The sequence below is a fragment of the Geobacillus zalihae genome (assembly GCF_030414215.1).
Classification (GTDB): domain Bacteria; phylum Bacillota; class Bacilli; order Bacillales; family Anoxybacillaceae; genus Geobacillus; species Geobacillus zalihae.
In genome coordinates, this window is record NZ_CP129217.1 from 557,535 (window position 1) to 580,852 (window position 23,318).

Below are 23,318 nucleotides of genomic sequence, written 5' to 3' on the forward strand. Positions count from 1 at the left end.
TCTTCCATGGATCTGTTGTCAGCGGAGTTTTGGACGGCGTTGCTGTCGATCGTCATTATTGATCTTTTGCTGGCAGGGGATAACGCCATTGTGATCGGATTGGCGGCCCGCAACTTGCCCAAACACCAGCAAAAAAAGGCCGTTGTCTGGGGGACGGTAGGCGCTGTCGTCATCCGGGCGCTGGCGACGATTTTTGTCGTCTGGCTGCTGAAAATCCCAGGGCTTTTGCTTGTCGGCGGCGTGTTGCTTGTCTGGATCGCCTATAAGCTGCTTGTTGAGGGGAAGGGCCATGACGATGTTGAAGCCGGGGGGAGTTTATGGGAGGCGATTCGCACGATCATCATTGCCGATGCGTTGATGGGGCTTGACAACGTATTGGCGGTTGCCGGAGCCGCGCACGGAAGTTTTCTCCTCGTGCTCCTTGGGCTGCTCATTTCTGTGCCGATCATGGTGTGGGGCAGCACGCTCATTTTAAAATGGATCGAGCGCTTCCCAATCATTATTACGATCGGCGCCGGTGTCCTCGCCTGGACGGCGGCGAAAATGATCGTCGATGAGCCGTTTTTAAAGGCGTATTTTGCCAATCCTGTTGTGAAGTATGGATTTGAGTTGTTCGTTGTCGCTGCGGTCATTGCGGTGGGAACGATGAAAAAACGAAAAAGCGCTAAAGAGCCGCAACCGAAAGCCGCCAATGAATAATTGGCGGCTTTGTTCATTAGACAGCTACGGAACGGATGGCCGCCTCCATCTTAATAAAAGAAACTGAAGCAGCCATCCGACGGTCAGCCCTGGGATGACCGATAAGATCGGCAGCCAAATCGGTCCAAAAAATACACCGCCAATCGTCACGTGCGCCGAGTACATCAAGCCGACTGTCACAAAATAGGCGGAGAAGACAAACGGCAAAAACGAGTACGGCGTCCGTCCGCCGCCAGCGTCTTTAAACGCATCCCACATGGCGAAAAAGTATAAACATGGGTAAAACATCAGCCATCCAATATCGATGATGCGGGCGGCCTCATCCGTGCGCCCCAAGAAGCTGAGGCGGATGGCTTCATTGAAATGAGATTGGGTGTTAATCACAAATTCCAACGCAATAAACAAAATTCCTTTTATATACTTTTTGTTCAACAGTTGCCCGAATCCAGGCAAAGCAATGCTCCATAACAATGCTTCGATCGCCTTCACCTTCTCGAACCCTTTACTGAAATAGTAGTTGATCGTTGTTTTGTCCATTGCGCCGTCAGATGGAGCTGGAGACAATCAATGGGTGCTTCATAGTCAGTTGCTGGTTAAGCCGATGGGTGCAATTACATTTTTTGCGCCAAAGACTTGTTTTATACTTTTGTGAAATAGGAATGGGGAAAAACGTTCCTATAGAACCAAACGATACGTTAGTTGAAGATGAAAAAATATCTTTAAATTTTTCAGAATAATGAATATAATAGTAGCGTAAAGGATTTTGACAAATAAAAAAGGAGGAAGCCGTGTGAAGGGGCTAAAATCGATTTTGTTATGGGGCCTGATTTCCGTCCTCGGGGCCGCAGCGTTTGCCATTTTGGCTTTAAGCCGCGGCGAATCGGTCAACGCCATGTGGCTGATCGTCGCCGCTGTCTGCACGTATGCGGTCGCCTATCGTTTTTACAGCCGGTTTATCGCCCGCAAAGTGTTCGGTCTTGATGATAACCGGAAAACGCCGGCTGAGGTGTTCAATGACGGAAAAGACTATGTTCCGACGAACAAATGGGTGCTGTTCGGGCATCACTTCGCCGCTATTGCGGGTGCGGGACCGCTTGTCGGACCGATTCTGGCCGCGCAGATGGGGTACTTGCCGGGGACGCTTTGGATTGTGATCGGCGTTGTGCTCGGCGGAGCGGTGCAAGACTTTGTCATTTTGTTCGCTTCGATGCGCCGAAACGGGAAGTCGCTTGGCGAAATGATCAAGGAAGAAATGGGACCGGTGACGGGCTTGATCGCAGCGCTTGGCATTTTGGGCATTATGATTATTTTATTGGCCGTATTGGCGCTCGTTGTTGTGAAAGCGCTTGTCGGAAGCCCGTGGGGGATGTTTACGATCGCCGCGACGATTCCGATTGCGATTTTGATGGGCATTTACATGCGCTTTATCCGCCCGGGGCGTGTGGCAGAGGCGTCGCTTGGGGGATTTGTGCTGTTGATTTTGTCGATTGTGGCCGGTCAGTACGTCGCAGAGCACCCGACGCTCTCGGCGATGTTTACGCTCAAAGGGGAAACGATCGCCATCTTAATGATCATTTATGGCTTCGTTGCCTCGGCGCTGCCGGTATGGCTGTTGCTTGCGCCGCGCGACTATTTGAGCACGTTCTTGAAAATCGGTACGATCGTTGGACTGGCGCTTGGCATTTTCGTCGTCATGCCGGACTTGCAAATGCCGGCGGTGACGAAATTTATCGACGGCACCGGGCCGGTGTTCGCCGGCGACTTGTTCCCGTTCTTGTTCATTACGATCGCTTGCGGCGCGGTGTCTGGATTCCACGCGCTCGTTTCATCCGGTACAACGCCGAAGATGATTGAGCTTGAAAGCCATGCGCGGCCGATCGGCTACGGTGCGATGCTGATGGAGTCGTTCGTCGCTGTCATGGCGATGGTGGCGGCTTGCGTCTTGACGCCAGGGGCGTATTTTGCCATCAACAGCCCGGCGGCGGTGATTGGCCAAGATGTGGCACAGGCGGCAAAAGTGGTATCGTCATGGGGTTTCACCGTAACGCCGGATATGCTTGCGCAGCTGGCGAAAGACGTCGGCGAGCAAACGGTGTTGTCACGCACGGGCGGGGCGCCGACGTTGGCGATCGGGATGGCGCACATTTTATCGAGCGTCATCGGCGGCAAGGCGCTTATGGCGTTCTGGTATCACTTTGCCATCCTGTTTGAAGCGCTGTTCATTTTGACGACGATTGACGCCGGCACGCGCGTCGGCCGTTTCATGATCCAAGATATTATGGGCACGTTTTACAAACCGCTTGGCAAAACGGATTCGCTTGCCTCGAACTTGATCGCCACGACCCTTTGCGTATTGGCATGGGGTTACTTCCTATACCAAGGCGTCGTCGATCCACTGGGCGGCATCAACACGCTATGGCCGCTGTTTGGCATCGCCAACCAAATGTTGGCGGGCATCGCCTTGTTGTTTGCGACGACGGTTCTATTTAAAATGGGCAAAAAGGCATATGTTTGGGTCACGCTCGTGCCGACAACATGGCTTTTGGTCGTCACGCTGACGGCCGGGTATCAAAAGCTGTTCCATGAAAACGTCAAAATTGGTTTCTTGTCGCATGCAAAAATGTTCCAAGACAGCTTGAGCCAAGGCAAAATTTTGGCGCCGGCAACGAATGAGGCGCAAATGCGGCAAATTATTATGAACGACTACATTGATGCGACATTGTGCGCGATTTTCATGCTCGTGGTGATCGCCATGCTCATTTCCGCATTGAACATCTGGATCAAAGTGCTTCAAAACAAACATGTGCCGCTCAAAGAAGCGCCGTATGTGCCGCGCGATGGAGAAGGAGCGAAGCACTATGCCTAAATGGCTGCAAAACGTTTTGGCTTATCGCCGGCAGTTTCTTGACTTGCTTGTCGGCGTGCCGAGTTATGAAAAATATGTTGAGCATATGAAAACCCATCACCCTGGCGAGCCGATCAAGTCGCGGAAAGAGTTTTTCTGCGAGGCGCAAGAGGCGCGCTACAATGCCAAAGGCGGCAAAGTGTCGCGTTGCTGCTAGCGGACGAGAAGGAAGGAGGGGCGCGTTCCCTTCTTCCTTTTTTCTTCTTGTTTATCATCGTGGAGAAACATGTTCGATTGGCGGCATGGCTTTTGTGAAAGACGTTGGAAGCGTAGGATCAACCCTCAAGTAGAGAAAGGAGCTGTACATACGATGCGCATTCTGTTTGTCGGAGCGGGAGCGGTCGGCGGGTATTTCGGCGGCCGTCTTCTTGAAAAAGGGGTGGACGTAACGTTTCTTGTCCGCGAGCGCAGAAAACAGGAACTGGAGAAATACGGGCTTGTCATCCACAGCATCCATGGCGATGCGGTATTGGCGCCGAGATTGCTTGTTGCCGGTGAATCGGCCGAGCCATTTGATCTTGTCGTGTTCTCAAACAAAGCGTACCATTTAGACGGCGCCATCGCCGACGCGAAACCGTATGTTGGAGAGGCGACGATGATTTTGCCGTTGTTAAATGGCATGGCCCATATGGAGGCGTTATGGAAGGCGTTCGGCCGCGAGAATGTCTTAGGCGGGCTTTGCTTTATCGAAACGACGTTAAACGAGAGAGGGGAGATCATCCAAACGAGCCCGGCGCATGAGATGCGTTTCGGCGAATGGCCCGCAGGACGGACTGAACGGGTGAAGGCGCTCGAATCGCTGTTTGCCGGCGCCAATGCCCGTTTTCGCCTAAGCGAACAAATTGCGGCTGATATGTGGAACAAATATTTGTTTATCGCGACGATGTCGGGCGTGACGACGCTGTTCCGCGCCCCGATCGGGCCGATTCGCTCCGGCGAGTACGGGAGCGTCATCATCGACCGGCTGTTTCGCGAAATCAAAACGATCATCCAAGCGCATGGGGCGCCGTTGACCGATGAAATGGCCGAGCGGCAACGCACCCAGCTCGAACAGATCGCCCCAACGATGAAATCGTCCATGCAGCGCGATATGGAAAAAGGACAGCTCATCGAAGCCGACCATTTGCAAGGGTATTTGCTGGCATTGGCGAAACGGCATGGCATCCATGCCCCGATGCTTGAGGCAGTATATCACAATTTAAAAATTTATGAAGCGAGCCGCGCAACGAGTTGATCAACCCCAGCCGGTTGGCAGGAGCGTGCAGCCCCGTCAACCGGCTGTTTTTTTGAGAAAAAGAAAAGTTGTTTATCGCACCAATATCGTGTACAGTTAATAGTGAAAACGTGTGCACAAGGAGGAGGCAGCCTTGAAAAAAACATGGTGGAAAGAAGGCGTTGCGTATCAAATTTATCCTCGCAGCTTTATGGATGCCAACGGCGACGGCATCGGCGATCTTCGCGGCATCATCGAAAAGCTGGATTATTTGGTGGAGCTTGGAGTCGACATCATTTGGATTTGTCCGATTTACCGGTCGCCGAACGCCGATAACGGATATGACATCAGCGATTATTATGCCATTATGGATGAGTTTGGAACGATGGATGACTTCGATGAATTGCTTGCCCAAGCCCATCGGCGCGGGTTGAAAGTCATTTTGGATTTGGTCATCAATCATACGAGTGATGAGCATCCGTGGTTTATCGAATCGCGGTCATCGCGAGACAATCCGAAGCGCGACTGGTACATTTGGCGCGACGGCAAAGACGGGCGCGAACCGAACAACTGGGAAAGCATTTTCGGCGGCTCGGCATGGCAGTATGACGAGCGGACGGGGCAGTACTATTTACATCTTTTCGATGTGAAACAGCCCGATTTGAACTGGGAAAACAGAGAGGTGCGCGAAGCGCTGTATGACATGATCAACTGGTGGCTGGATAAAGGCATCGACGGCTTTCGCATCGACGCGATTTCCCACATTAAGAAAAAGCCGGGTCTTCCCGATTTGCCAAATCCGAAGGGGCTGAAGTACGTGCCGTCATTTGCTGCGCACATGAACCAGCCAGGGATTATGGAGTATTTGCGAGAGTTGAAAGAGCAAACGTTTGCACGATATGACATTATGACGGTCGGCGAGGCGAACGGAGTAACGGTTGATGAGGCCGAACAATGGGTCGGGGAAGAAAACGGCGTGTTTCATATGATTTTTCAGTTTGAGCATTTAGGGCTTTGGAAAAGGAAAGCCGATGGTTCGATCGATGTCCGCCGGCTGAAGCGGACGTTGACGAAATGGCAAAAAGGATTGGAAAACCGTGGGTGGAACGCGCTCTTTTTGGAAAACCACGACTTGCCTCGATCAGTGTCGACATGGGGAAATGACGGCGAGTATTGGGCGGAGAGCGCGAAGGCGCTTGGCGCGCTCTACTTTTTCATGCAAGGGACGCCGTTCATTTACCAAGGGCAAGAGATCGGGATGACGAACGTGCAATTTTCCGACATTCGCGACTACCGCGATGTCGCTGCCTTGCGTCTGTATGAACTCGAACGGGCGAACGGCCGGACGCATGAGGAAGTGATGAAGATCATTTGGCAAACCGGGCGCGACAACTCGCGCACCCCGATGCAATGGTCTGGTGCCCCAAACGCTGGATTCACGACAGGTACGCCATGGATCAAGGTGAACGAAAACTATCGTACGATCAATGTCGAGGCCGAGCGGCGCGACCCGAACTCGGTATGGTCGTTTTATCGACAAATGATTCAGCTTCGGAAAGCGAACGAGCTGTTTGTTTACGGAACGTACGATCTGCTTTTGGAAAACCACCCATCCATTTACGCGTACACAAGAACGCTTGGCCGCGATCGGGCGCTTATCATGGTCAACGTATCTGATCGTCCTTCACTTTACCGCTATGACGGCTTCCGCCTTCAGTCAAGCGATTTGGCGCTCTCGAACTACCCGGTCCGTCCGCATAAAAATGCGACGCGTTTTAAGCTGAAGCCGTACGAGGCGCGCGTATACATCTGGAAAGAATAAGAAGGAATTTGCCTTTCTGTGTGGAATGAATGAATACGGAAGGGAGATGATCAACATGGCGACGGTCGATCCGATTCGCTACCCGATCGGAACGTTTCAAGAGCCGGAGCGTTTTGAGGCTGAGGAGGTGCAAAAGTGGATTGCTGCCATCCGCGGACTGCCGAACGACTTAAGAACCGCTGTTTCCGGCTTGAACGATGAGCAGCTGAACACGCCGTATCGCGACGGCGGCTGGACGGTGGCCCAAGTCGTCCATCATTTGGCTGATGCAAGCATGAATGCGTTTTTGCGCACGAAATGGGGAGTGACGGAAGACGGCCCAACGGTGAAGCCGTTTGCGGAAAGTGAATGGGCGAAAACAGCTGATGCCCGTACATTGTCGATTGAATCGTCGCTTTTACTGCTTGACGGGCTGCATGCGCGCTGGACGGTGTTGCTTGAATCGATGACGGAGGTGGATTTTCACCGAACCATTCGGCCGGAAGGGGCAGCGGGGGAGATGCCGCTGTATGTATTGACCGCGTTGTATGCATGGCATGGGAAACATCATACCGCACAAATTGTGTCGTTGCGCAAACGAAAAGGATGGTAAAGGCTGCCGATTGTTCGGCGGCTTTTTTCTTCATCCTATTTCGCGCAGGAGACTCCCACTTCAACGACCAAAGGGAGTAAGTGGGAGAGGAATGCGCGTTCCCCCTTTCTTTTGTGTATGATCGAATAAAGGCGTGGAGAAAACCGTTCAATAAAGGCACTCCCATAACGGCTGCTCGATGTATGGAGTTGGTTGCAGGAAACGTTGCAACCGTCAAACATCGATCGTAGGTCCGTCTGTTGTGTGTGGAAGCCAAGTACTGCCAACAGACACACCGAGAGAATCGGTAACGATGCAGGCATGACCTGCGTGGTTGGGCAGTTGTCAACCTGCCCCTGATGCAACCCCAAGTCAAGGAAGGAGGACGAAGTCCGTTTGCACTTCTGGGGAGTTGCAAGCCCTCACTTCAAGCGTTCGCGAAGTGGGGGTAGTTGACGCATCATAGAAGGATGGTGCTGCGCAAACAACACCCGGGAACCGCCGGCTGGGCGGGGCTTTTTTGTCGTCATCTTGCCGGGAGAACGGTGAAATCACATTTTGCTTAAACGGCGGCATAGGATTATGTTATACTAACAAATATTAAGGGACACGAAATACATCGTTCGCAAGGGGGATCGGTATGGGAGCGGAGCAGCAGCCGCTTATGGCAGAACAAAAAGAAAAAATATGGACGAAAGATTTTGTTTTGATTTGTTTGGCCAATTTTTTTGTGTTTCTTGGGTTTCAAATGACGCTGCCGACCCTTCCGCTGTTTGTCGAGCATTTGGGCGGCAACGATCAGCTGATTGGCGTTGTCGTCGGTGTGTTTACGTTTTCGGCGCTCATCGTCCGTCCGTTCGCCGGCCATGCGCTTGAGACGAAAGGGCGCCGGTTTGTGTTTTTATTGGGGCTTCTCATTTTTGTCATTTCTGTCGGTTCCTACAGCTTGATCTCAAGCATTTTCCTTCTCTTTTTGATGCGGGTCGTCCAAGGAATTGGCTGGGGGTTTTCGACAACCGCTTCCGGAACGGTGGCGACGGACATCATTCCAGCGAGCCGCCGCGGGGAAGGAATGGGCTATTACGGGCTGTCGGGGAATATCGCCTTGGCGTTTGGTCCGTCGCTTGGACTTGTGCTTGCCGCTATGATTCCGTTTAGCCATCTGTTTGCCATTTGTGCGGCGCTTGGAGTCGCTTCGGTGCTGTTTGCCGCCGCGATCACGTATAAAAAAGCGGAAGCCGTGCATGGCAAAGGGGCGAACAGATGGGATTTGTATGAAAAAAGCGCTTTGACCCCGTCGTTGCTGTTGTTTTTCTTGACGGTGACGTTCGGCGGCATCGCCTCATTCTTGCCTCTATATACGGCGCAAAAACAGATCGGCGGCCTGCAGCTGTACTTTTTGCTTTACGCGCTGGCCTTGATGGTGACGCGAACGTTCGCTGGCCAGTTGTATGACCGAAAAGGGCATCGAGCCGTCTTTCTCCCTGGTGCGGGGCTTATTTTGCTGGCGATGCTTCTTCTCGCTTGGCTGCCGGGAGAATGGGCGTTGCTTTTGGCGGCGGTGCTGTACGGTTTCGGCTTTGGCATGGTGCAACCGGGGCTGCAGGCGTGGTCCGTCGAGCGGGCGCCTGCCCACCGCAAGGGAATGGCGAACGCGACATTTTTCTCGTTTTTTGATTTAGGGGTCGGCGTCGGGGCGATGGTGTTTGGCCAAATCAGCCATTGGTTCGGCTATCCGAGCATTTATTTAGCTGCTAGCGGTTCGGTGCTCCTTTCGATGCTTGTCTATCTGTCGGTCTTGCATAAAGAACAATCGCTTCGCCCCAGGGAACGAAAAAACGCTTAGGGATAACCCCTAGGCGTTTTTTCTGCCCAGCGGCGCATCGAAACGGCCTTTGAGAGCGGCTCGTCACCGCCGGGAATGCACTTCGTAAATGGCGAATTTTAAGTAGTCGCCTTCTTCCGCGGCAAGGAGTTTCGGGTGGTCGTAGCCGGCGCCGTTCCAATATACTTGGCGCAGCACTTTTTTCGCGTCAAATGCGGCATCAGCGATCATCTCTTGAAATAGGTGCGGGCGGACGTGGTACGAGCAGCTTGATGTGACGAAAAAGCCGCCGTCTTTGACAAGCTTCAATCCGTTTAAGTTAATGTCTTTATAGCCGCGCAGCGCCTTCGGGACGGCATGGGCCGATTTCGCGAACGCCGGCGGGTCGATGATGACAACATCCCACTGTTTGCCGGCGCGCACCGACTCGCGCAAATAGTCGAAAGCGTTGGCGACGACAAATTCAACGTTCGTGAATCCGTTTAACGCGGCGTTCCGTTTCGCCGTTTCGATGGCATGTTCAGAAATATCGACGGCAGTAGCATGTTTTGCCCCATACAGACAAGCGTTTAGCATAAACGAGCCGGTATGGGTGAAGCAGTCGAGCACGGTCGTCTCCGGGCCGATGAGCGGACGAAGAGCGGCGCGGTTTTGCCGTTGGTCGAAGAAAAAGCCGGTTTTTTGTCCGTTTTCAATATCGACGATGTATTTCACGCCGTTTTCCTCGATTTCGATTTCCGTTTCCGCTTCTCCGTACCAAAAGCCTTTTTCTTGTTTGAGGCCTTCAAGCTCGCGGACGGACACATCGTTGCGCAAATAAATGGCCCTTGGGGCAAACACGTCAAGCAAGCCGCGCAAAATCCAGTCTTTCCGCCTTTCCATGCCGAGCGCCAAAATTTGCACAACAAGCACATCTTCATATTTGTCGACGATCAATCCGGGCAAAAAGTCGGCTTCGCCATAGACGGCGCGGCAGGAGCGAACGCCGGGAATCATCCGTTCACGGTACGCCCACGCCTGACGGATGCGGTCGATGAAAAAGCGCTCATCGAGTTCATCGTTTCGGTTTTGCGTCAAGACGCGGACGATGATTTGCGAAGCGGGGTTGATATATCCTTTCGCCAGCCAATAACCTTGATGATTGTAAACGTCAACGAAGTCGCCCGGCGTCGCATCGCCTTCGATGCGGTCGACTTCACTTCGAAAAATCCATGGATGCCCTTGCTCAAGCCGTTTTTTCCGTTCTCTTTTCAGGATGACCTTCGCCATCGTTTCCACTCCCATTCCGTCGTCAATTGCTGCGTTTCCATCATAGCGGATTGCAACGCATAGCGCAACGTCGGAGAAAAAAAGATTGACAATCGTTCGTGCCATGGTATGATTAAGTGTAAAGAAAACTGAAAATTGCACCATCATCCACTAGGGGGGCCTTTAGAAAGGCTGAGATCAAAGTGTGCCTTTGAGACCCTTAGCACCTGATCTGGGTAATGCCAGCGTAGGGAAGTGGAGGAGCAGCACAGCAAGGCTAGGCTTTGCCTTGCCAACGTCGCATGCCCACGCCGCTTTCTTTACGCCAATCGGCAAAGGAAGCGGCGTTTTTATTTTGCCAAAAAGGGGGAAAACGAATGTCATTTGCCAAACAATTGCGTCAAGCGGCCGATCCGATCTGGCAGGCGAGTTTCCGCCATCCGTTTGTTCAGGAGCTTGGCCAAGGGACGCTTGCGCGCGAGAAGTTTCGCTATTACGTGATGCAAGATGCCTATTATTTGCGCCATTTTGCCCGCGTGCAGGCGATCGGGGCGGCGAAATCGCCGGATTTGGCGACGACAGCCCGGTTGGCGCACCATGCACAAAGCACGTGCGAAGCCGAGCTGTCGCTGCATGAAACGTTCGCCGAGCTCTTGGGCATTACGGAAGAGGAAAGGGCGGCGTTCATTCCGGCGCCGACGGCGTACGCCTATACGTCGCACATGTACCGCGCGGCGTACGAAGGGCATCTCGGTGATGTTATCGCCGCCATTTTGCCGTGCTACTGGCTGTATTACGAAATTGGCGAGCGCTTGAAAATGTGCCGCCCGAATGATCCGATTTATGAAAAATGGATCGGCACCTACAGTTCGGACTGGTTCCGCTCGCTTGTGGAAGAGCAAATCGCGCGGCTTGACGACATCGCTGACGAGGTCACCGAAGAGGATCGCCATCGGATGAAGCGGCATTTCCTCATCAGCAGCGAATATGAGTACGAGTTTTGGGAGATGGCGTATCGGCTTGAGCAGTGGCCGTCGGCTGAATTGGCGGCGAGCCGTTGACGCAAGACAAGGAGGAGAACAGGATGGAAGTGAAGACAAAAGGGTTAAAATTGGCGGATATTTTAACGACGATCGTCATTGCGATTGTGTTTGGCATTATTTACAAATTATGGGCCCCGCTATATAGCGCGGTGGGAGCAGTAGGGTTTCATCTCGATCAACTCATTTACGGCATGTGGTTTATCGCCTCCTCGCTCGCTTATTTGCTCATTCGCAAGCCAGGGGTGGCGTTGCTCGCGGAGATTGCGGCTTCGTCCGGCGAGCTGATCATGGGATCGCAATGGGGGCTTGAAGTGCTCATTTACGGGGTCGTTCAAGGGCTGTTTGCCGAGCTCGTCTTTGCCGCCTTCCGCTATCGGCGCTTTGATGTGTTCGTTGTATCGCTCGGCGCGGTCGGGGCGACGATTGGCTCGCTCATCATGGACTTTTACAAAGGCTATATTGAGGCGCTCGCCCCATGGAATATGGCGCTCTTTTTGCTGGCGCGTTTTATCGGCGCCATCCTCATCTCCGGCGTGCTTGCTGTTTCATTGGCGAAAGCGCTCGAAAAAACCGGAGTGACGCAAATGTGGCGGCCGGCCTCGAAAGACGATTACGATGCATTGAACCGGTAAGGCGGCGAATGGCGATGAAACAAGCAATTGCGATTGATCGGCTGCGCCTGAAATTTCCCGGGAGCGACGGGCTGCTGTTTCGCGACTTGTCGCTTTCGATTGCCGAGGGGGAGAAAGTGCTCCTCCTTGGTCCGTCGGGATGCGGCAAGTCGACATTATTGCAAGTGATGGCTGGCATCATTCCCCACTCGATCGATGTGCCGATGAAAGCGGAGCGCCTTAAGCGGCCGGAACGGTGGGGCTATGTTTTCCAAGATCCTGATGCGCAATTTTGCATGCCGTATGCGGACGAGGAAATCGCTTTTGCCCTCGAAAATCGAAGCGTGCCGCGCCACGAGATGCCCGTCCGCATCCGTGCGCTGCTGAACCAAGTCGGTTTGGAGATCGCTCCGCATACTGATATTCATACGCTTTCCGGCGGGATGAAACAGCGGTTGGCGCTCGCTTCGGTGCTGGCGCTTGAGCCGGATGTCTTGTTTTTGGATGAGCCGACGGCGCTGCTTGATGAAGAAGGGACGAAGGCGGTATGGCAAACGGTGAAGAAGGTGGGCCGCGGCAAAACGGTCATCATCGTCGAGCATAAAATTGACCATGTGCTCGACTTTGTGGATCGCATTGTCTTGTTCGGCCGCGATGGGCGCATCATCGCCGACGGCGAGGCGAAGGCGGTGTTTTCCGACTATAAAGACGTCATTGCCGCTGAAGGGATCTGGTATCCAGGCGTCTGGGACGACTATGACCGGACGGCAAGGCAGCGAACTCGCCATCAAGGCGAGGAGCTTCTTCGCCTCGACCGTTTTCGCGGGTTCCGCGGCCGGGAGGCGAAAATCTATGTTCCTAAAGCAACGGTGCACGCCGGCGAATGGATTGCCGTCACCGGAAAAAACGGCGCCGGTAAAAGCACGTTGCTGCACGCGCTTATGCAACTCATCCGCACGGACGGAGAGTATATGCTGCTAGGCGCCGACATCAAGCGGCAACACCCGCTCTACCGCCATATTGCGTTTGTTTTCCAAAATCCGGAGTGGCAATTTGTCGCCCATTCCGTCCGCGAAGAGCTCGCCTACTCGCTTCGGCTTGAAGGGCGGCCGGAAGCGGAAATCGAGGAAACCATCACCCGCCTGTTGCGTGAATTTGACCTTGTTGAGCAGCAAGACCAGCACCCGTACCAGCTGTCAGTCGGGCAAAAACGGCGGCTGAGCGTGGCTGCTTCGATCGTCGCCGGCCAACGCCTCTTTTTGCTTGATGAGCCGACATTTGGGCAGGATGCGAAAAACACGTTCGCGTTGCTGGCGATGCTTGAATCATACCGTGAGCAAGGGGCGGCGATCATCATGGTCACCCACGACGAGCAAATTGTCCGTCGTTTTGCGACGAGACGGTGGGTCGTTGAAGATGGAGCGCTTGTTCGCGATGAGCGCCTTGCTGCTGTGGAGCCTGTATTGGCCGAAGGAGGAACATGGCGATGAACTGGGACATTCAGCGCCGTGAAACATGGCTTTATGAAGCGAACCCGAGTTTGAAGCTCATTGTGCTCGTCATGCTCTTTTTTGCGGTGTTGTTCATTCATAACCCGAACGTGCTGATTAACGTTTCGCTCGCTCTCTTCGTTTTGTTTTGCTTTGGCACCGGCTATCCGGCGAATGTGTTGTTTTGGCTGTTTTTGCCGTTTTTCCTCGTGTTTGTTTCGACGGCTTCATCGATGATGATGTTTGGCGAGGGAACGACGACATGGTTTCGCTGGGGGCTCATCCATGTTACAGCGGAAAGTTTTTGGCGCGGGGTGCACATCGGGTTTCGCGCTTTGGCGCTTGGGCTTCTCGGCTTGATTTTTTCGCTGACGACCCGGCCGGTTCCGTTGTTTTATTCGCTCATGCAGCAGTTGAGACTGAAGCCAAAGTATGCGTACAGTTTTTTGGCGGCCGTTCGCCTATTGCCGATTATGCTTGAAGAGTTTCAGGCGATCCGCTATGCGTTAACAGTGCGCGGCGTGCCGAATAAGGGCGTCCTCAGCAAAATGAAGCGCTACGCCATTCCGCTGTTGTCGCAAAGCATCCGCCGCGCCCAGCGCATCGCCGTGGCGATGGAAGCGAAACAATTTTCCGGCAGCGGGCGGCGCACGTTTTATTATGAAATCGGGTTCGGCAAATATGATATTTGGCTTGTCGCCTTGTTTGCCGCTTTGATGTTCGCCGCCTACTATGTCGGTGTTCATTATCCGTATATTTCTATAAGCGATGTACGGTAGAAAGAAAGGGATGGCGATGGGGGTTCTCCATTTCGTTTCCACCGGGCGTCAGACGGTTGACGAATTCGCCGCGATTTGTGCGCACACCCATCCGTATGCCGACCTGATTCATATTCGCGAAAAAGGGAAGACGGCGCGTGAAGTGGCGGCGTTTGTCGCGGCACTGCTTCGCGTCGGGGTGCCGCTGCAAAAAATCATCGTCAATGACCGGGTTGATGTCGCCGCTGTCTACGGTGTCAAAGGTGTGCAGCTTGCTTATCACAGCCTGCCGGTCCGCGCCGTCCGCCGCTCGTTTCCGGACTTGACGGTTGGTTGCTCGGTGCACGGGTCGGAGGAGGCGAAACAAGCCGAACAGGATGGCGCTCACTTTTGTTTGTATGGCCATATTTTTCCGACGGACAGCAAGCCCGGTTTGCCGCCGCGCGGTCTGGACTCGCTTGCGGAAATCGTGGCCGCCGTGTCCATTCCAGTCATCGCCATCGGCGGCATTCACGCCGGCAACGCCCGTCGGGTGCTGGAAGCGGGCGCAGCCGGGGTGGCAGTATTGTCGGCTGTTTTTTTCGCTGCTGACCCCGTTGCTGAGGCCAAACGGCTGGCAGACATCGTGAAAGGGAGGGGATAGGGGATGACGCATTGGTATGACGTCGCCATCGTCGGCGGCGGAGTGATTGGGGCGGCCATCGGTTTTGAGCTCGCCAAGCGGCGGCATCGCGTCGCCATTTTTGAAAAAGGAACGATGGGAAGCGGGGCGTCAAGCGCGGCAGCCGGCATGCTTGGGGCGCAATCCGAGTTTTCGACGTCAAGCCCGCTTGTGCCGCTTGCCTTGCAAAGCCGAGCTCTCATGCCGGCCTTGGCTGAAGAGCTGAGGGAGAGGACCGGCATCGATATCGGCCTTGTCGAAAAAGGATTGATCAAACTAGCGACAACGGAAGAGGAAGCAGACGATCTCTATCGCCATTATACATTTTGGCGGGGCATAGGCGAACCGGTGCAGTGGCTCACGAAAGGGGAGGAGCTTGAAATGGAGCCGCGTCTTGCGGCGGAAGCGCTTGCCGGCGCGATGTACATCCCTGGCGATGGGCAAGTGAGCGCTCCGGATTTGGCCGCCGCTCTCGCCTATGCCGCCGCCTCCGCCGGCGCTTGTCTGTACGAGTATACGGAAGTGTTCGACATCCGTTCCGACAGCAGTGGGCATGTGGTAGACACAACAGGCGGGACGTTTGCCGCCGAGGCGGTCGTCATCGCTTCCGGCGCTTGGGCGGCGCGGCTCGGCGCGCGGGTCGGGCTTTCGCTTTCCGTTTATCCGGTCAAAGGGGAATGCGTCATGGTGCGCACTCCGGTTCCGTTGTTAAAAACGACTGTATTTGCGAAAAACGGCTGCTACATCGTTCCGAAATCAGGAAACCGGCTGCTCATCGGAGCGACGACCACGCCCGGCACGTTCGATCGGCGCGTATCGGCCGGTGGGGTGATGAACTTGCTTCACCGCGCCGCCAGTCTTGTTCCGGACATTGAACAGGCGGAATGGGTGGGGGCATGGAGCGGCATTCGGCCGCAGACCGAAGACGGCTTGCCTTATCTAGGCGAGCATCCGGAGCGGCGCGGCTTATTCGTCGCTGCCGGCCATTACCGGAACGGCATTTTGCTCAGCCCGTTGACCGGTCTGCTTGTCGCCGACTTAGTGGAGCGGAAAGAGACGGCGTTTGACCTTGCGCCATTTTCGTTGACACGCCATATCGGAAAGGTGGGGGTGGAATGACGTTAGTGATTAACGGGGAGGCAGTCGCCGTGCCCGACGAGGTGAAAACGGTGGGCGATTTGCTTGCCCATTTCCGGCTTGAGAACAAGCTTTGCATCGTCGAAGTCAATGTCCGCATCATCCAAAAACATGAGTATGAGACGAAGGCGCTATGTGATGGCGATCGCGTGGAAATCGTTCATTTTGTAGGAGGCGGTTGAGATGTTGAAAATTGGCCCATATGAATTCTCTTCGCGGCTGTTGCTCGGCACGGGCAAATATCCGAGCTTGGACGTGCAAAAAGAAGCGGTGGAAGCATCAGGGGCGGAAATTTTAACGTTCGCCGTCCGGCGGATGAACATCTTTTCTCCGGAGCAGCCGAACTTTTTAGAGCAGCTCGATTTAAGCAAATATAAGCTTTTGCCGAACACCGCCGGGGCGAAAACGGCCGAAGAAGCGGTGCGCATCGCCCGGCTCGCCAAGGCATCCGGATTGTGTGATATGATAAAAGTAGAAGTGATCGGCTGCGACAAAACGCTCCTCCCAGACCCGATCGAGACGTTGAAAGCGGCGGAAATGCTGCTTGAGGAAGGGTTTATTGTGTTGCCGTACACATCCGATGATGTCGTGCTGGCGAAGCGGCTAGAGGAGCTTGGCTGCCATGCGATCATGCCAGGCGCCTCGCCGATCGGGTCCGGACAAGGCATCATCAATCCGCTCAATTTGAGCTTTATCATTGAGCAGGCGAACGTGCCGGTCATTGTGGACGCTGGCATCGGTGGACCGGCGGACGCGGCGCTGGCGATGGAGCTTGGCGCGGATGGGGTGCTCTTGAACACCGCTGTTTCCGGCGCGGCCGATCCAGTGAAAATGGCGAAAGCGATGAAGCTGGCGGTGGAAGCGGGCCGGCTCGGCTATGAAGCCGGACGCATCCCGAAAAAACGGTACGCGTCAGCGAGCAGCCCAACGGAAGGAATGAGTGTTGTTTGAACGAACGGTATTCCCGGCAGCAATTGTTTGCACCGATTGGCGTGGAAGGGCAAAAGAAAATACGGGGAAAGCATGTCGTGTTAGTCGGCGCCGGAGCGCTCGGCACAGGCAACGCCGAAGCGCTCGTTCGCGCCGGCATCGGCAAATTGACGATCATTGACCGCGATTACGTCGAATGGAGCAACTTGCAGCGCCAGCAGCTTTACAGCGAAGCGGATGCGAAGGAGCGGCTGCCAAAGGCGATCGCCGCCAAACGGCGCCTTGAACAAATCAACAGCGAGGTTGAGATCGAGGCCATTGTCGGCGACGCCGGCCCGGAAGAATTGGAAACGATCGCCCTCAAGCAACGTCCTGACTTATGGATCGATGCGACAGACAATTTTGATACGCGCCTTGTCATCAATGACGTTGCCTACAAGTACAACATTCCGTGGATTTATGGCGCTTGTGTCGGCAGTTACGGTTTAAGCTGCGCCTTCATTCCGAACCGCACGCCTTGTTTGTATTGCTTGCTTGAAACGGTGCCGCAAGGGGGATTGACGTGCGATACGGCCGGCATTATCAGCCCAGCGGTGCAAATGGTTGTCAGCTATCAGATGGCTGAGGTGTTAAAAATTTTAGTGGAGGACTGGTCGGCGCTCCGCGGCAAGCTCGTTTCGTTTGACCTTTGGACGAACGAATATGCCGCCATTCGGATTGATGGGGTGAAAAAGGACAGTTGCCCGACGTGCGGACGTTATCCATCTTATCCGTTTCTTTCCTATGAACAACGGACGAAGACTGCCGTCTTGTGCGGGCGCGATTCCGTGCAAATCCGTCCGCCTGCTTTGCGCCAGTACGACTTGAATGAATTGGCGGAGCTGTTTCGCCGCCAAGGGCTTCAAGCGGAAGCGAACCCGTATCTTGTCTCCGTTTCGCTCGGTGACAAGCGATTGGTTGTCTTTCGCGACGGCCGTGCGCTTGTGCACGGCACGAAAGATGTGCAGGAAGCCAAAGCCATTTATTATCGCTATTTAGGCTAAAGCGAGACCCCATGCATTGGCGGCCGCTTTCGTCTTAATATGGCAATGTCATCAAACTGTCAAATCCATGTCCTTCCTCTCCCCTTTTTTTCGCCATCTATATGGTATGATGAAAGCGGGGATGGAAAGGGAGGGAGAAGGAATGGACGAGTGGTCGGTGACGTTCAACATTGCCTCATTGCTTGTTCTTGTGTATTTCATTGGTTCTTGTTGGTTTGAGTCATGATGTGAAGGTGTCCCAAAAGGATCGGGACACCTTTTCTTATTTGTTATTTGCTGTATAAATTCAACACGATCAAAACGATCTATTGCTCCCTGCTTAGGAGAGCACGGTCTTTTAAGACAGCCATGTTTTCATTCAAGAAACTGGATTTATGGTGGAAGAAAAACCGCCAGCTGTAGTCAGTTGGCGAAAAATTTGTTATATTTAAAGTAAGGAGGGCAACGCCGGCTTCCGCCGGCCGCGCGCTCCGTGCAGCCAACGTTGTTTCCATAAGCATGATTCGGCGGAAAAATGGATATGAATAACATCGTCACCATCCATAGGAGTGTGAAGATTCGTTGGAAGAGTGGCCGTTAAGGTTATTCGGGTGGTTTTTCCTCTCCCTGCTTGCCAATGTGCTGTTCGCTTCAGCAGAAGCCGCGTTTTCCCTGGCAAGCAAGGCACGGTTGCGGCATTATGCGGAAGAGCATCTGCACAATAAGCGCCTCCAAGCGGTGATCGGTCAGCTTGACCGCGTGTTGTTGGCGCTTGCTGTGGCCAACCGCTTCACCAACGTCGTGACGGTCGTGCTGTTTACGGACATCGCCGTTTCGTTGCTTGGGGAACAGATGGGCTTGTTTGCCACGCTGGCGGTGATGACCGTATTATTTGTCGTCTTCGGTGAAATTTTGCCAAAATCGATGGCGAAAGAGCATGCGGAGCAGCTCGCCATCCGATACGCCAGTCTTGCCTATGCGCTGATGAAGTTGATGACGCCGGTTACGGCGTCGCTCCAAGCCTTAAAAGATCGAATCGCCAAGAGGTTCGCCAATGGGGTGGCTGTGCCGGCTGTGACGGAGGAAGATATTAAAGTGATGGTTGAGCTGAGTGAAGAGGAAGGGGTCATTGACAACAAAGAAAAAGAATTGATCCAACGTTCGCTCGATTTTGATGAAATTTTGGTCGGAGAAATTTTCACGCCGCGCGCTGATATGGTGGCGGTGGAAGTGAACCAGCCGATTGAAGAGATTCGCGACGTGTTTTTGGAAGAGAAATATTCCCGCATCCCGGTTTATGAAGGGGATATTGACAACGTGATCGGCATTTTGTCGGAAAGCGACTTTTTCAGCGAGCTTGTGCAAAAGCGGGAGGTGCGCATCCGCGATTTGTTGCGCCAGCCGTTGTTCGTTGTCGAGTCCATGAAAGTGTCCGATCTCCTGCCGGAGCTGCAAAAAAGCAAAGTGCATATGGCGATCGTCGTCGACGAGTTTGGCGGCACCGCTGGCTTGATTACGCTCGAAGATATTCTCGAGCAAATTGTCGGCGAAATATGGGATGAGCATGATGAGGCGGTGAAAACGGTGCGTCAAATCGACGAGCACAGCTTCGAGTTCAGCGCCGAACTGCCGCTGGATGAATTTTGCGAAGTGATGAACATCGACGTGCCAAAGAGTGAATCGCATACGTTGGGTGGCTGGATTTTTGAGATGTTTGAGCGCATTCCAGCCGTCGGCGAAACGTTGCAATATGGATCGCTGACGTTCACCGTCCGCCAAGTCGACAATCGCCGTATTCGCAAAGTGCTTGTCTCATTGAGCCAACCGCTTGCCGAGCAGGCGGGAGGCGCCTGATTCGCTCCCCGTTTCCATATGAAAGCGCCCCGGGCTGACGGCCCGGGGCGTTTGCCATCTATATGAAGTTGTTCGTTAAGGCGGTTATTGAATGTTGCCGAATTGGCCGCCAAGTTGTTGCTGAGCCATGGCGACAAGACGTTTCGTAATTTCGCCGCCGACCGAACCGTTCGCGCGAGAAGTCGTGTCAGCGCCGAGGTTCACACCAAATTCTTGGGCGATTTCGTACTTCATTTGATCAATGGCTTGTTGAGCACCAGCGACTAACAATTGGTTGTTGTTATTGTTGCGTGCCATCGTTGATCATCTCCTCTTAAAAATTTTTGATGGTTGGGGTGGTTGGATTTGCACCAACACTTCACGCTGCAAGGCATGTGCCAAGCTTGGCTGAACCCACCGGCCCACCCGCTTTTGGCTTCGCCAGCGTCACTGTTGCAACGGATGGGTGGTTTCGCTGGCGGTACTCATAGTTTGGGACGTTTTTTGCCTGTTATGCATGGGGAGAATATGGGAATTTTTAACGTTTTACCGCTGTCACCATTAGGGAATATGTAAAGATAAGGAACATCCTAGAGGAGGAAGCAACATGAATGTATGCCCGCTGTGCAACGGGCTGCGCCGGGTGACGGTGTATTGTAGCTACTGCCGGCAACCAATGGAAGATCATGGGAAAGTTACAGATTATTTCGATGACTACAGCCCGTACATGGATGACGACGTCATGAAGCTTGTCGACGGCTATTTGCGCACGTATACGAATCATGAATGTGTTCATTTGTTTTACTGTCCGACTTGCCATGAGGAGGAAGTGCGTTTTATCAAGGAATAAGGCTGTTGATGGAGTGAAAAGAAAGGCGTTCCTTGTTTTTTTTCGGAACGCCTTCGAATGAATCTATATGAACAACAATGGGGGGTTACTTTTCATCCGCCGCTCGGATGCGCCGTTCCGTTTCAACGTCAAAGAAATGCGCTTTGTTCATATCAAGCGCCAGGTCAATCCGGTGGCCCGGCTTGATTTCCGTGCGGGCGTCGATGCGAGCGACCAATTCTTGGTTGTCGATGCTAAAATAGATCATCGATTCAGCGCCAAGCAGCTCGGCGACTTCGACGAGAGCGGTAACTTTCGTCGCCGGAGATGCTTCAAGGAAGAGCGGTTCGTCGTGAATGTCTTCCGGACGAATGCCTAAAATCACTTCCTTGCCGACATACCCTTGCTCACGCAACACTTTCATTTTTCCTTCCGGAATGCCAAATGATGTTTGGCCGACGACAAACTTGCCGTCTTGCAGCGTTCCACGAAGGAAGTTCATGGCTGGTGAACCGATAAAGCCGCCGACAAAAATGTTTTCCGGTTTTTCGTATACCTCGCGCGGCGTTCCGACTTGCTGGATGACGCCGTCTTTCATGACGACAAGACGGGTGGCCATTGTCATGGCTTCCGTTTGGTCGTGGGTGACGTAAATGGTCGTCGTTTCCAAGCGCTGATGGAGCTTCGCGATCTCCGAGCGCATTTGCACCCGCAGTTTCGCATCCAAGTTCGAGAGCGGCTCGTCCATTAAAAACACTTTTGCATCGCGGACGATGGCCCGTCCCAATGCCACGCGCTGCCGCTGCCCGCCGGAGAGCGCTTTCGGTTTGCGGTCCAAATATTGCTCGAGCCCAAGAATGCGCGCCGCCTCGCGGACGCGTTTTTCAATTTCCGCTTTCGGGAATTTGCGCAGTTTTAAACCGAACGCCATGTTGTCATAGACGCTCATATGTGGATACAGGGCGTAGTTTTGGAACACCATGGCGATGTCGCGGTCTTTCGGCGGCACATCGTTCATTCGTTTGCCGTCGATGTAAAGATCGCCTTTGGAAATTTCCTCAAGGCCGGCGATCATCCGCAACGTGGTGGATTTGCCGCAGCCGGACGGGCCGACAAATACGATAAACTCTTTGTCTTGAATATGTAAATTGAAGTCTTTGACGGCGACCACATTGTTGTCGTAAATTTTGTAAATATGATCAAGAATGAGTTCTGCCATAACCATCCTCCTCATCGCCGAAATCGTTTTCTTGCCATTAGTGTATAGAAAAATAGGAACATTCGTAAATGGACGAGGTGCACAAAAAATGCCGCCGATTTTCGGCGACATGACAAAAAAGCGGGGGATTACGAACGGCGCCGGTGCAAGATAGCCAAATAGACGGCTGCCGCCCCTTTGAACCGTTTGATGTCAACACCAGTTTGCTCCGTCCATTTATCGATTCGATATTGCAAACTATTGCGGTGCATATACAGCTTTTTCGCTGCCATCGAGACGTTTAAGTTGCATTGCAAAAACGTCTCCATCGCCCGCACTTCCTCCTCGTCGAATCCGTCAAGAAACGAGAGGGTCCGGCGGGCTTTCTCACTGACTGCTCCTTCTTCAAAGAGCGGAAGCGGAATGACGTCTTCCCATTCGTACACCGTTCGTTTCGGCCAAAAGCGCCGAGCGGCGGAAAAACACTCTTTTTCAAGGAGAAACGATTCATATAGCCGTTCATCGACGGAGCGGATTGGGCCGATCAATAAATGAAGGGCAGTATAAAAATCAGCGGCGAGCGCCTCAGCCATGTCCGCTAACGAAGGCGGCTCCGTCGTCCGCTTTTGTTTCGCTTCGACGATCAGCCCGCGCCGATCTTGTTCCCAGACGATGGCAACCGGGGAGGAAAATAAGCCGCGAACGGCGTCAGCAAACTCCTCTTTGTTGGCGATCGGCCGGCTGGCTGTAAAATGAATGAACCGGCAATACGGAGCAGCGAGCCGAGCGAGCGCGGCTGGGTCGCCGGTTGCCATCCATCGTTTCCATGCCCGCTCCTCTTCGCTTTCCGGTTCGCGTCGGCGCTCGGCGGGGGTGAAAAAAAGCGCCAGCAATCGCCGCTCCTGCTCTGTCAATCGATGCTTGGCGATGCCGATCTCATCACCATCGGCGGTATAAAACCATTCGTAATCTTCGGGGTGTTCCGGCTGACCGTTGATGACGATGTCCCCTTCATAAAGCGATTCGAGCTCTTTTAGCATCGCGGCGCACCACTTTCCGTCAAGGATGATGTCACGCCGAAGAGGAATCGGCGTTGTTTTCATTATACCAAATCCCCGCGAATGGAAAGAAAGACAATGGATGAAAGCGGGAAAGCCGCAGGATGAACGGGCGGCTTGGCCAACAGCGGTCGTTTCGAACGATCCCTGCCTAACGCATTGGCGGAGAGGCTTCATAAAACAAAAGGCCGACTTTCCCGAGGCGGGAAAATCGGCTCCGTTTACTGGCCGGCTTCGTACGGCGGCTCTTCTTTGACAAGATCGCGCGCTTCCTCCATGTTGACGTCATCGCCGTGGCCGTACACAGCACCTCCGGCCATCCCTTCGTTGATCATGCGGTCGATGTCCATATAGTATTCATCGCGCCCTTCGTACAATGAATCCCGGCGCTTGGCTTCATTTCGTTCCATCATCTCGCTCCTTCCTCTCATCGTTTTTCCTAAAGTTTGTCCAAAAGAGGCATAC

General features: G+C 53.6%; 24 protein-coding genes and 1 riboswitch. Of the genes, 18 read left to right on the forward strand and 6 right to left on the reverse strand.

Annotated elements, in window-relative coordinates; translation table 11 throughout:
- Nucleotides 1-6: 6 nt before the first annotated feature.
- Entirely contained in the window at nucleotides 7-699 is a 693-nt protein-coding gene (locus QWV57_RS02885; RefSeq protein WP_020755169.1) for a TerC family protein, read from the forward strand.
- 24 nt (nucleotides 700-723) lie between these two features.
- Here the strand turns inward: QWV57_RS02885 and QWV57_RS02890 are convergent, their stop codons facing one another.
- A complete protein-coding gene (locus QWV57_RS02890; RefSeq protein ID WP_033005688.1) occupies nucleotides 724-1,188 on the reverse strand; it encodes a hypothetical protein in 465 nt (154 codons plus the stop codon).
- Between the two features lie 301 nt (nucleotides 1,189-1,489).
- Between QWV57_RS02890 and QWV57_RS02895 the strand changes: the two genes are divergently transcribed.
- The 6 genes from QWV57_RS02895 to QWV57_RS02920 all read left to right on the forward strand — a co-directional run bounded on the left by QWV57_RS02895 (nucleotide 1,490) and on the right by QWV57_RS02920 (nucleotide 9,056).
- Nucleotides 1,490-3,565 (forward strand): carbon starvation CstA family protein, encoded by a 2,076-nt coding sequence (locus QWV57_RS02895; RefSeq protein WP_081133094.1) that lies wholly within the window; start codon nucleotides 1,490-1,492, stop codon nucleotides 3,563-3,565.
- Nucleotides 3,558-3,761 carry a YbdD/YjiX family protein gene (locus QWV57_RS02900; RefSeq protein ID WP_011230117.1) on the forward strand — a complete coding sequence of 68 codons (204 nt, stop codon included), beginning with the start codon at nucleotides 3,558-3,560 and terminating at the stop codon, nucleotides 3,759-3,761. Before QWV57_RS02895 ends, QWV57_RS02900 begins: the two co-directional genes overlap by 8 nt.
- 153 nt (nucleotides 3,762-3,914) lie before the next feature.
- Nucleotides 3,915-4,838, forward strand: a complete 924-nt coding sequence (locus QWV57_RS02905) for a ketopantoate reductase family protein (protein WP_015374006.1) — start codon at nucleotides 3,915-3,917, stop codon at nucleotides 4,836-4,838.
- A 133-nt stretch (nucleotides 4,839-4,971) separates the two neighbouring features.
- A complete protein-coding gene (locus tag QWV57_RS02910) occupies nucleotides 4,972-6,639 on the forward strand; it encodes a glycoside hydrolase family 13 protein (RefSeq protein WP_015374007.1) in 1,668 nt (555 codons plus the stop codon).
- 55 nt (nucleotides 6,640-6,694) lie between these two features.
- Complete coding sequence (locus QWV57_RS02915; protein WP_015374008.1) at nucleotides 6,695-7,231, forward strand: YfiT family bacillithiol transferase; 537 nt, start codon at nucleotides 6,695-6,697, stop codon at nucleotides 7,229-7,231.
- Between the two features lie 619 nt (nucleotides 7,232-7,850).
- A complete protein-coding gene (locus QWV57_RS02920) occupies nucleotides 7,851-9,056 on the forward strand; it encodes an MFS transporter (protein ID WP_015374009.1) in 1,206 nt (401 codons plus the stop codon).
- A 63-nt stretch (nucleotides 9,057-9,119) separates the two neighbouring features.
- Here the strand turns inward: QWV57_RS02920 and QWV57_RS02925 are convergent, their stop codons facing one another.
- Nucleotides 9,120-10,304, reverse strand: a complete 1,185-nt coding sequence (locus QWV57_RS02925; protein ID WP_033005731.1) for a class I SAM-dependent rRNA methyltransferase — start codon at nucleotides 10,302-10,304, stop codon at nucleotides 9,120-9,122.
- 142 nt (nucleotides 10,305-10,446) lie between these two features.
- Nucleotides 10,447-10,554, forward strand: a riboswitch (TPP riboswitch).
- Nucleotides 10,555-10,660: 106 nt separating this feature from the next.
- Between QWV57_RS02925 and tenA the strand changes: the two genes are divergently transcribed.
- The 10 genes from tenA (at nucleotide 10,661) to QWV57_RS02975 (ending at nucleotide 19,789) form a co-directional block, all read left to right on the forward strand.
- A complete protein-coding gene (tenA, locus tag QWV57_RS02930; protein ID WP_033005719.1) occupies nucleotides 10,661-11,344 on the forward strand; it encodes a thiaminase II in 684 nt (227 codons plus the stop codon).
- Between the two features lie 23 nt (nucleotides 11,345-11,367).
- Complete coding sequence (locus QWV57_RS02935) at nucleotides 11,368-11,958, forward strand: ECF transporter S component (RefSeq protein ID WP_033005720.1); 591 nt, start codon at nucleotides 11,368-11,370, stop codon at nucleotides 11,956-11,958.
- Nucleotides 11,959-11,972: 14 nt separating this feature from the next.
- Nucleotides 11,973-13,427: an ABC transporter ATP-binding protein gene (locus tag QWV57_RS02940; RefSeq protein WP_081132728.1), complete on the forward strand. Its 1,455-nt coding sequence runs from the start codon at nucleotides 11,973-11,975 to the stop codon at nucleotides 13,425-13,427.
- Nucleotides 13,424-14,206 (forward strand): energy-coupling factor transporter transmembrane component T family protein, encoded by a 783-nt coding sequence (locus QWV57_RS02945; protein WP_015374014.1) that lies wholly within the window; start codon nucleotides 13,424-13,426, stop codon nucleotides 14,204-14,206. Before QWV57_RS02940 ends, QWV57_RS02945 begins: the two co-directional genes overlap by 4 nt.
- A gap of 16 nt (nucleotides 14,207-14,222) precedes the next feature.
- Nucleotides 14,223-14,828, forward strand: coding sequence for a thiazole tautomerase TenI (gene tenI / locus QWV57_RS02950; RefSeq protein WP_013146260.1), 606 nt, complete (start codon nucleotides 14,223-14,225; stop codon nucleotides 14,826-14,828).
- A gap of 3 nt (nucleotides 14,829-14,831) precedes the next feature.
- On the forward strand, nucleotides 14,832-15,965 hold the full coding sequence (gene thiO, locus QWV57_RS02955) for a glycine oxidase ThiO (RefSeq protein ID WP_129446775.1): 1,134 nt from the start codon (nucleotides 14,832-14,834) through the stop codon (nucleotides 15,963-15,965).
- Nucleotides 15,962-16,165 (forward strand): sulfur carrier protein ThiS, encoded by a 204-nt coding sequence (gene thiS / locus QWV57_RS02960; RefSeq protein WP_020755221.1) that lies wholly within the window; start codon nucleotides 15,962-15,964, stop codon nucleotides 16,163-16,165. Before thiO ends, thiS begins: the two co-directional genes overlap by 4 nt.
- A 1-nt stretch (nucleotide 16,166) precedes the next feature.
- Nucleotides 16,167-16,934 (forward strand): thiazole synthase, encoded by a 768-nt coding sequence (locus QWV57_RS02965; RefSeq protein WP_013146257.1) that lies wholly within the window; start codon nucleotides 16,167-16,169, stop codon nucleotides 16,932-16,934.
- The gene (locus QWV57_RS02970) at nucleotides 16,931-17,956 is read left to right on the forward strand and encodes a thiazole biosynthesis adenylyltransferase ThiF (protein ID WP_015374017.1); all 1,026 of its coding nucleotides are present in this window, start codon (nucleotides 16,931-16,933) and stop codon (nucleotides 17,954-17,956) included. Before QWV57_RS02965 ends, QWV57_RS02970 begins: the two co-directional genes overlap by 4 nt.
- Before the next feature lie 561 nt (nucleotides 17,957-18,517).
- Entirely contained in the window at nucleotides 18,518-19,789 is a 1,272-nt protein-coding gene (locus tag QWV57_RS02975) for a hemolysin family protein (protein ID WP_015374018.1), read from the forward strand.
- 84 nt (nucleotides 19,790-19,873) lie between these two features.
- Here QWV57_RS02975 and QWV57_RS02980 read toward each other — a convergent pair whose 3' ends face one another.
- On the reverse strand, nucleotides 19,874-20,086 hold the full coding sequence (locus QWV57_RS02980; RefSeq protein WP_011230133.1) for an alpha/beta-type small acid-soluble spore protein: 213 nt from the start codon (nucleotides 20,084-20,086) through the stop codon (nucleotides 19,874-19,876).
- Between the two features lie 289 nt (nucleotides 20,087-20,375).
- Here QWV57_RS02980 and QWV57_RS02985 point away from each other — a divergent pair, with 289 nt between their 5' ends.
- On the forward strand, nucleotides 20,376-20,618 hold the full coding sequence (locus QWV57_RS02985) for a hypothetical protein (RefSeq protein WP_081132733.1): 243 nt from the start codon (nucleotides 20,376-20,378) through the stop codon (nucleotides 20,616-20,618).
- 85 nt (nucleotides 20,619-20,703) lie between these two features.
- On the opposite strand, the gene QWV57_RS02990 is transcribed toward QWV57_RS02985, so the two are convergent.
- From QWV57_RS02990 to QWV57_RS03000, 3 genes are all read right to left on the reverse strand, one after another.
- A complete protein-coding gene (locus tag QWV57_RS02990) occupies nucleotides 20,704-21,816 on the reverse strand; it encodes an ABC transporter ATP-binding protein (protein WP_013146253.1) in 1,113 nt (370 codons plus the stop codon).
- A gap of 128 nt (nucleotides 21,817-21,944) precedes the next feature.
- Nucleotides 21,945-22,835, reverse strand: a complete 891-nt coding sequence (locus tag QWV57_RS02995) for a PucR family transcriptional regulator (RefSeq protein ID WP_041470640.1) — start codon at nucleotides 22,833-22,835, stop codon at nucleotides 21,945-21,947.
- 239 nt (nucleotides 22,836-23,074) lie between these two features.
- Nucleotides 23,075-23,263: a hypothetical protein gene (locus tag QWV57_RS03000; RefSeq protein WP_015374020.1), complete on the reverse strand. Its 189-nt coding sequence runs from the start codon at nucleotides 23,261-23,263 to the stop codon at nucleotides 23,075-23,077.
- Between the last annotated feature and the right edge of the window lie 55 nt (nucleotides 23,264-23,318).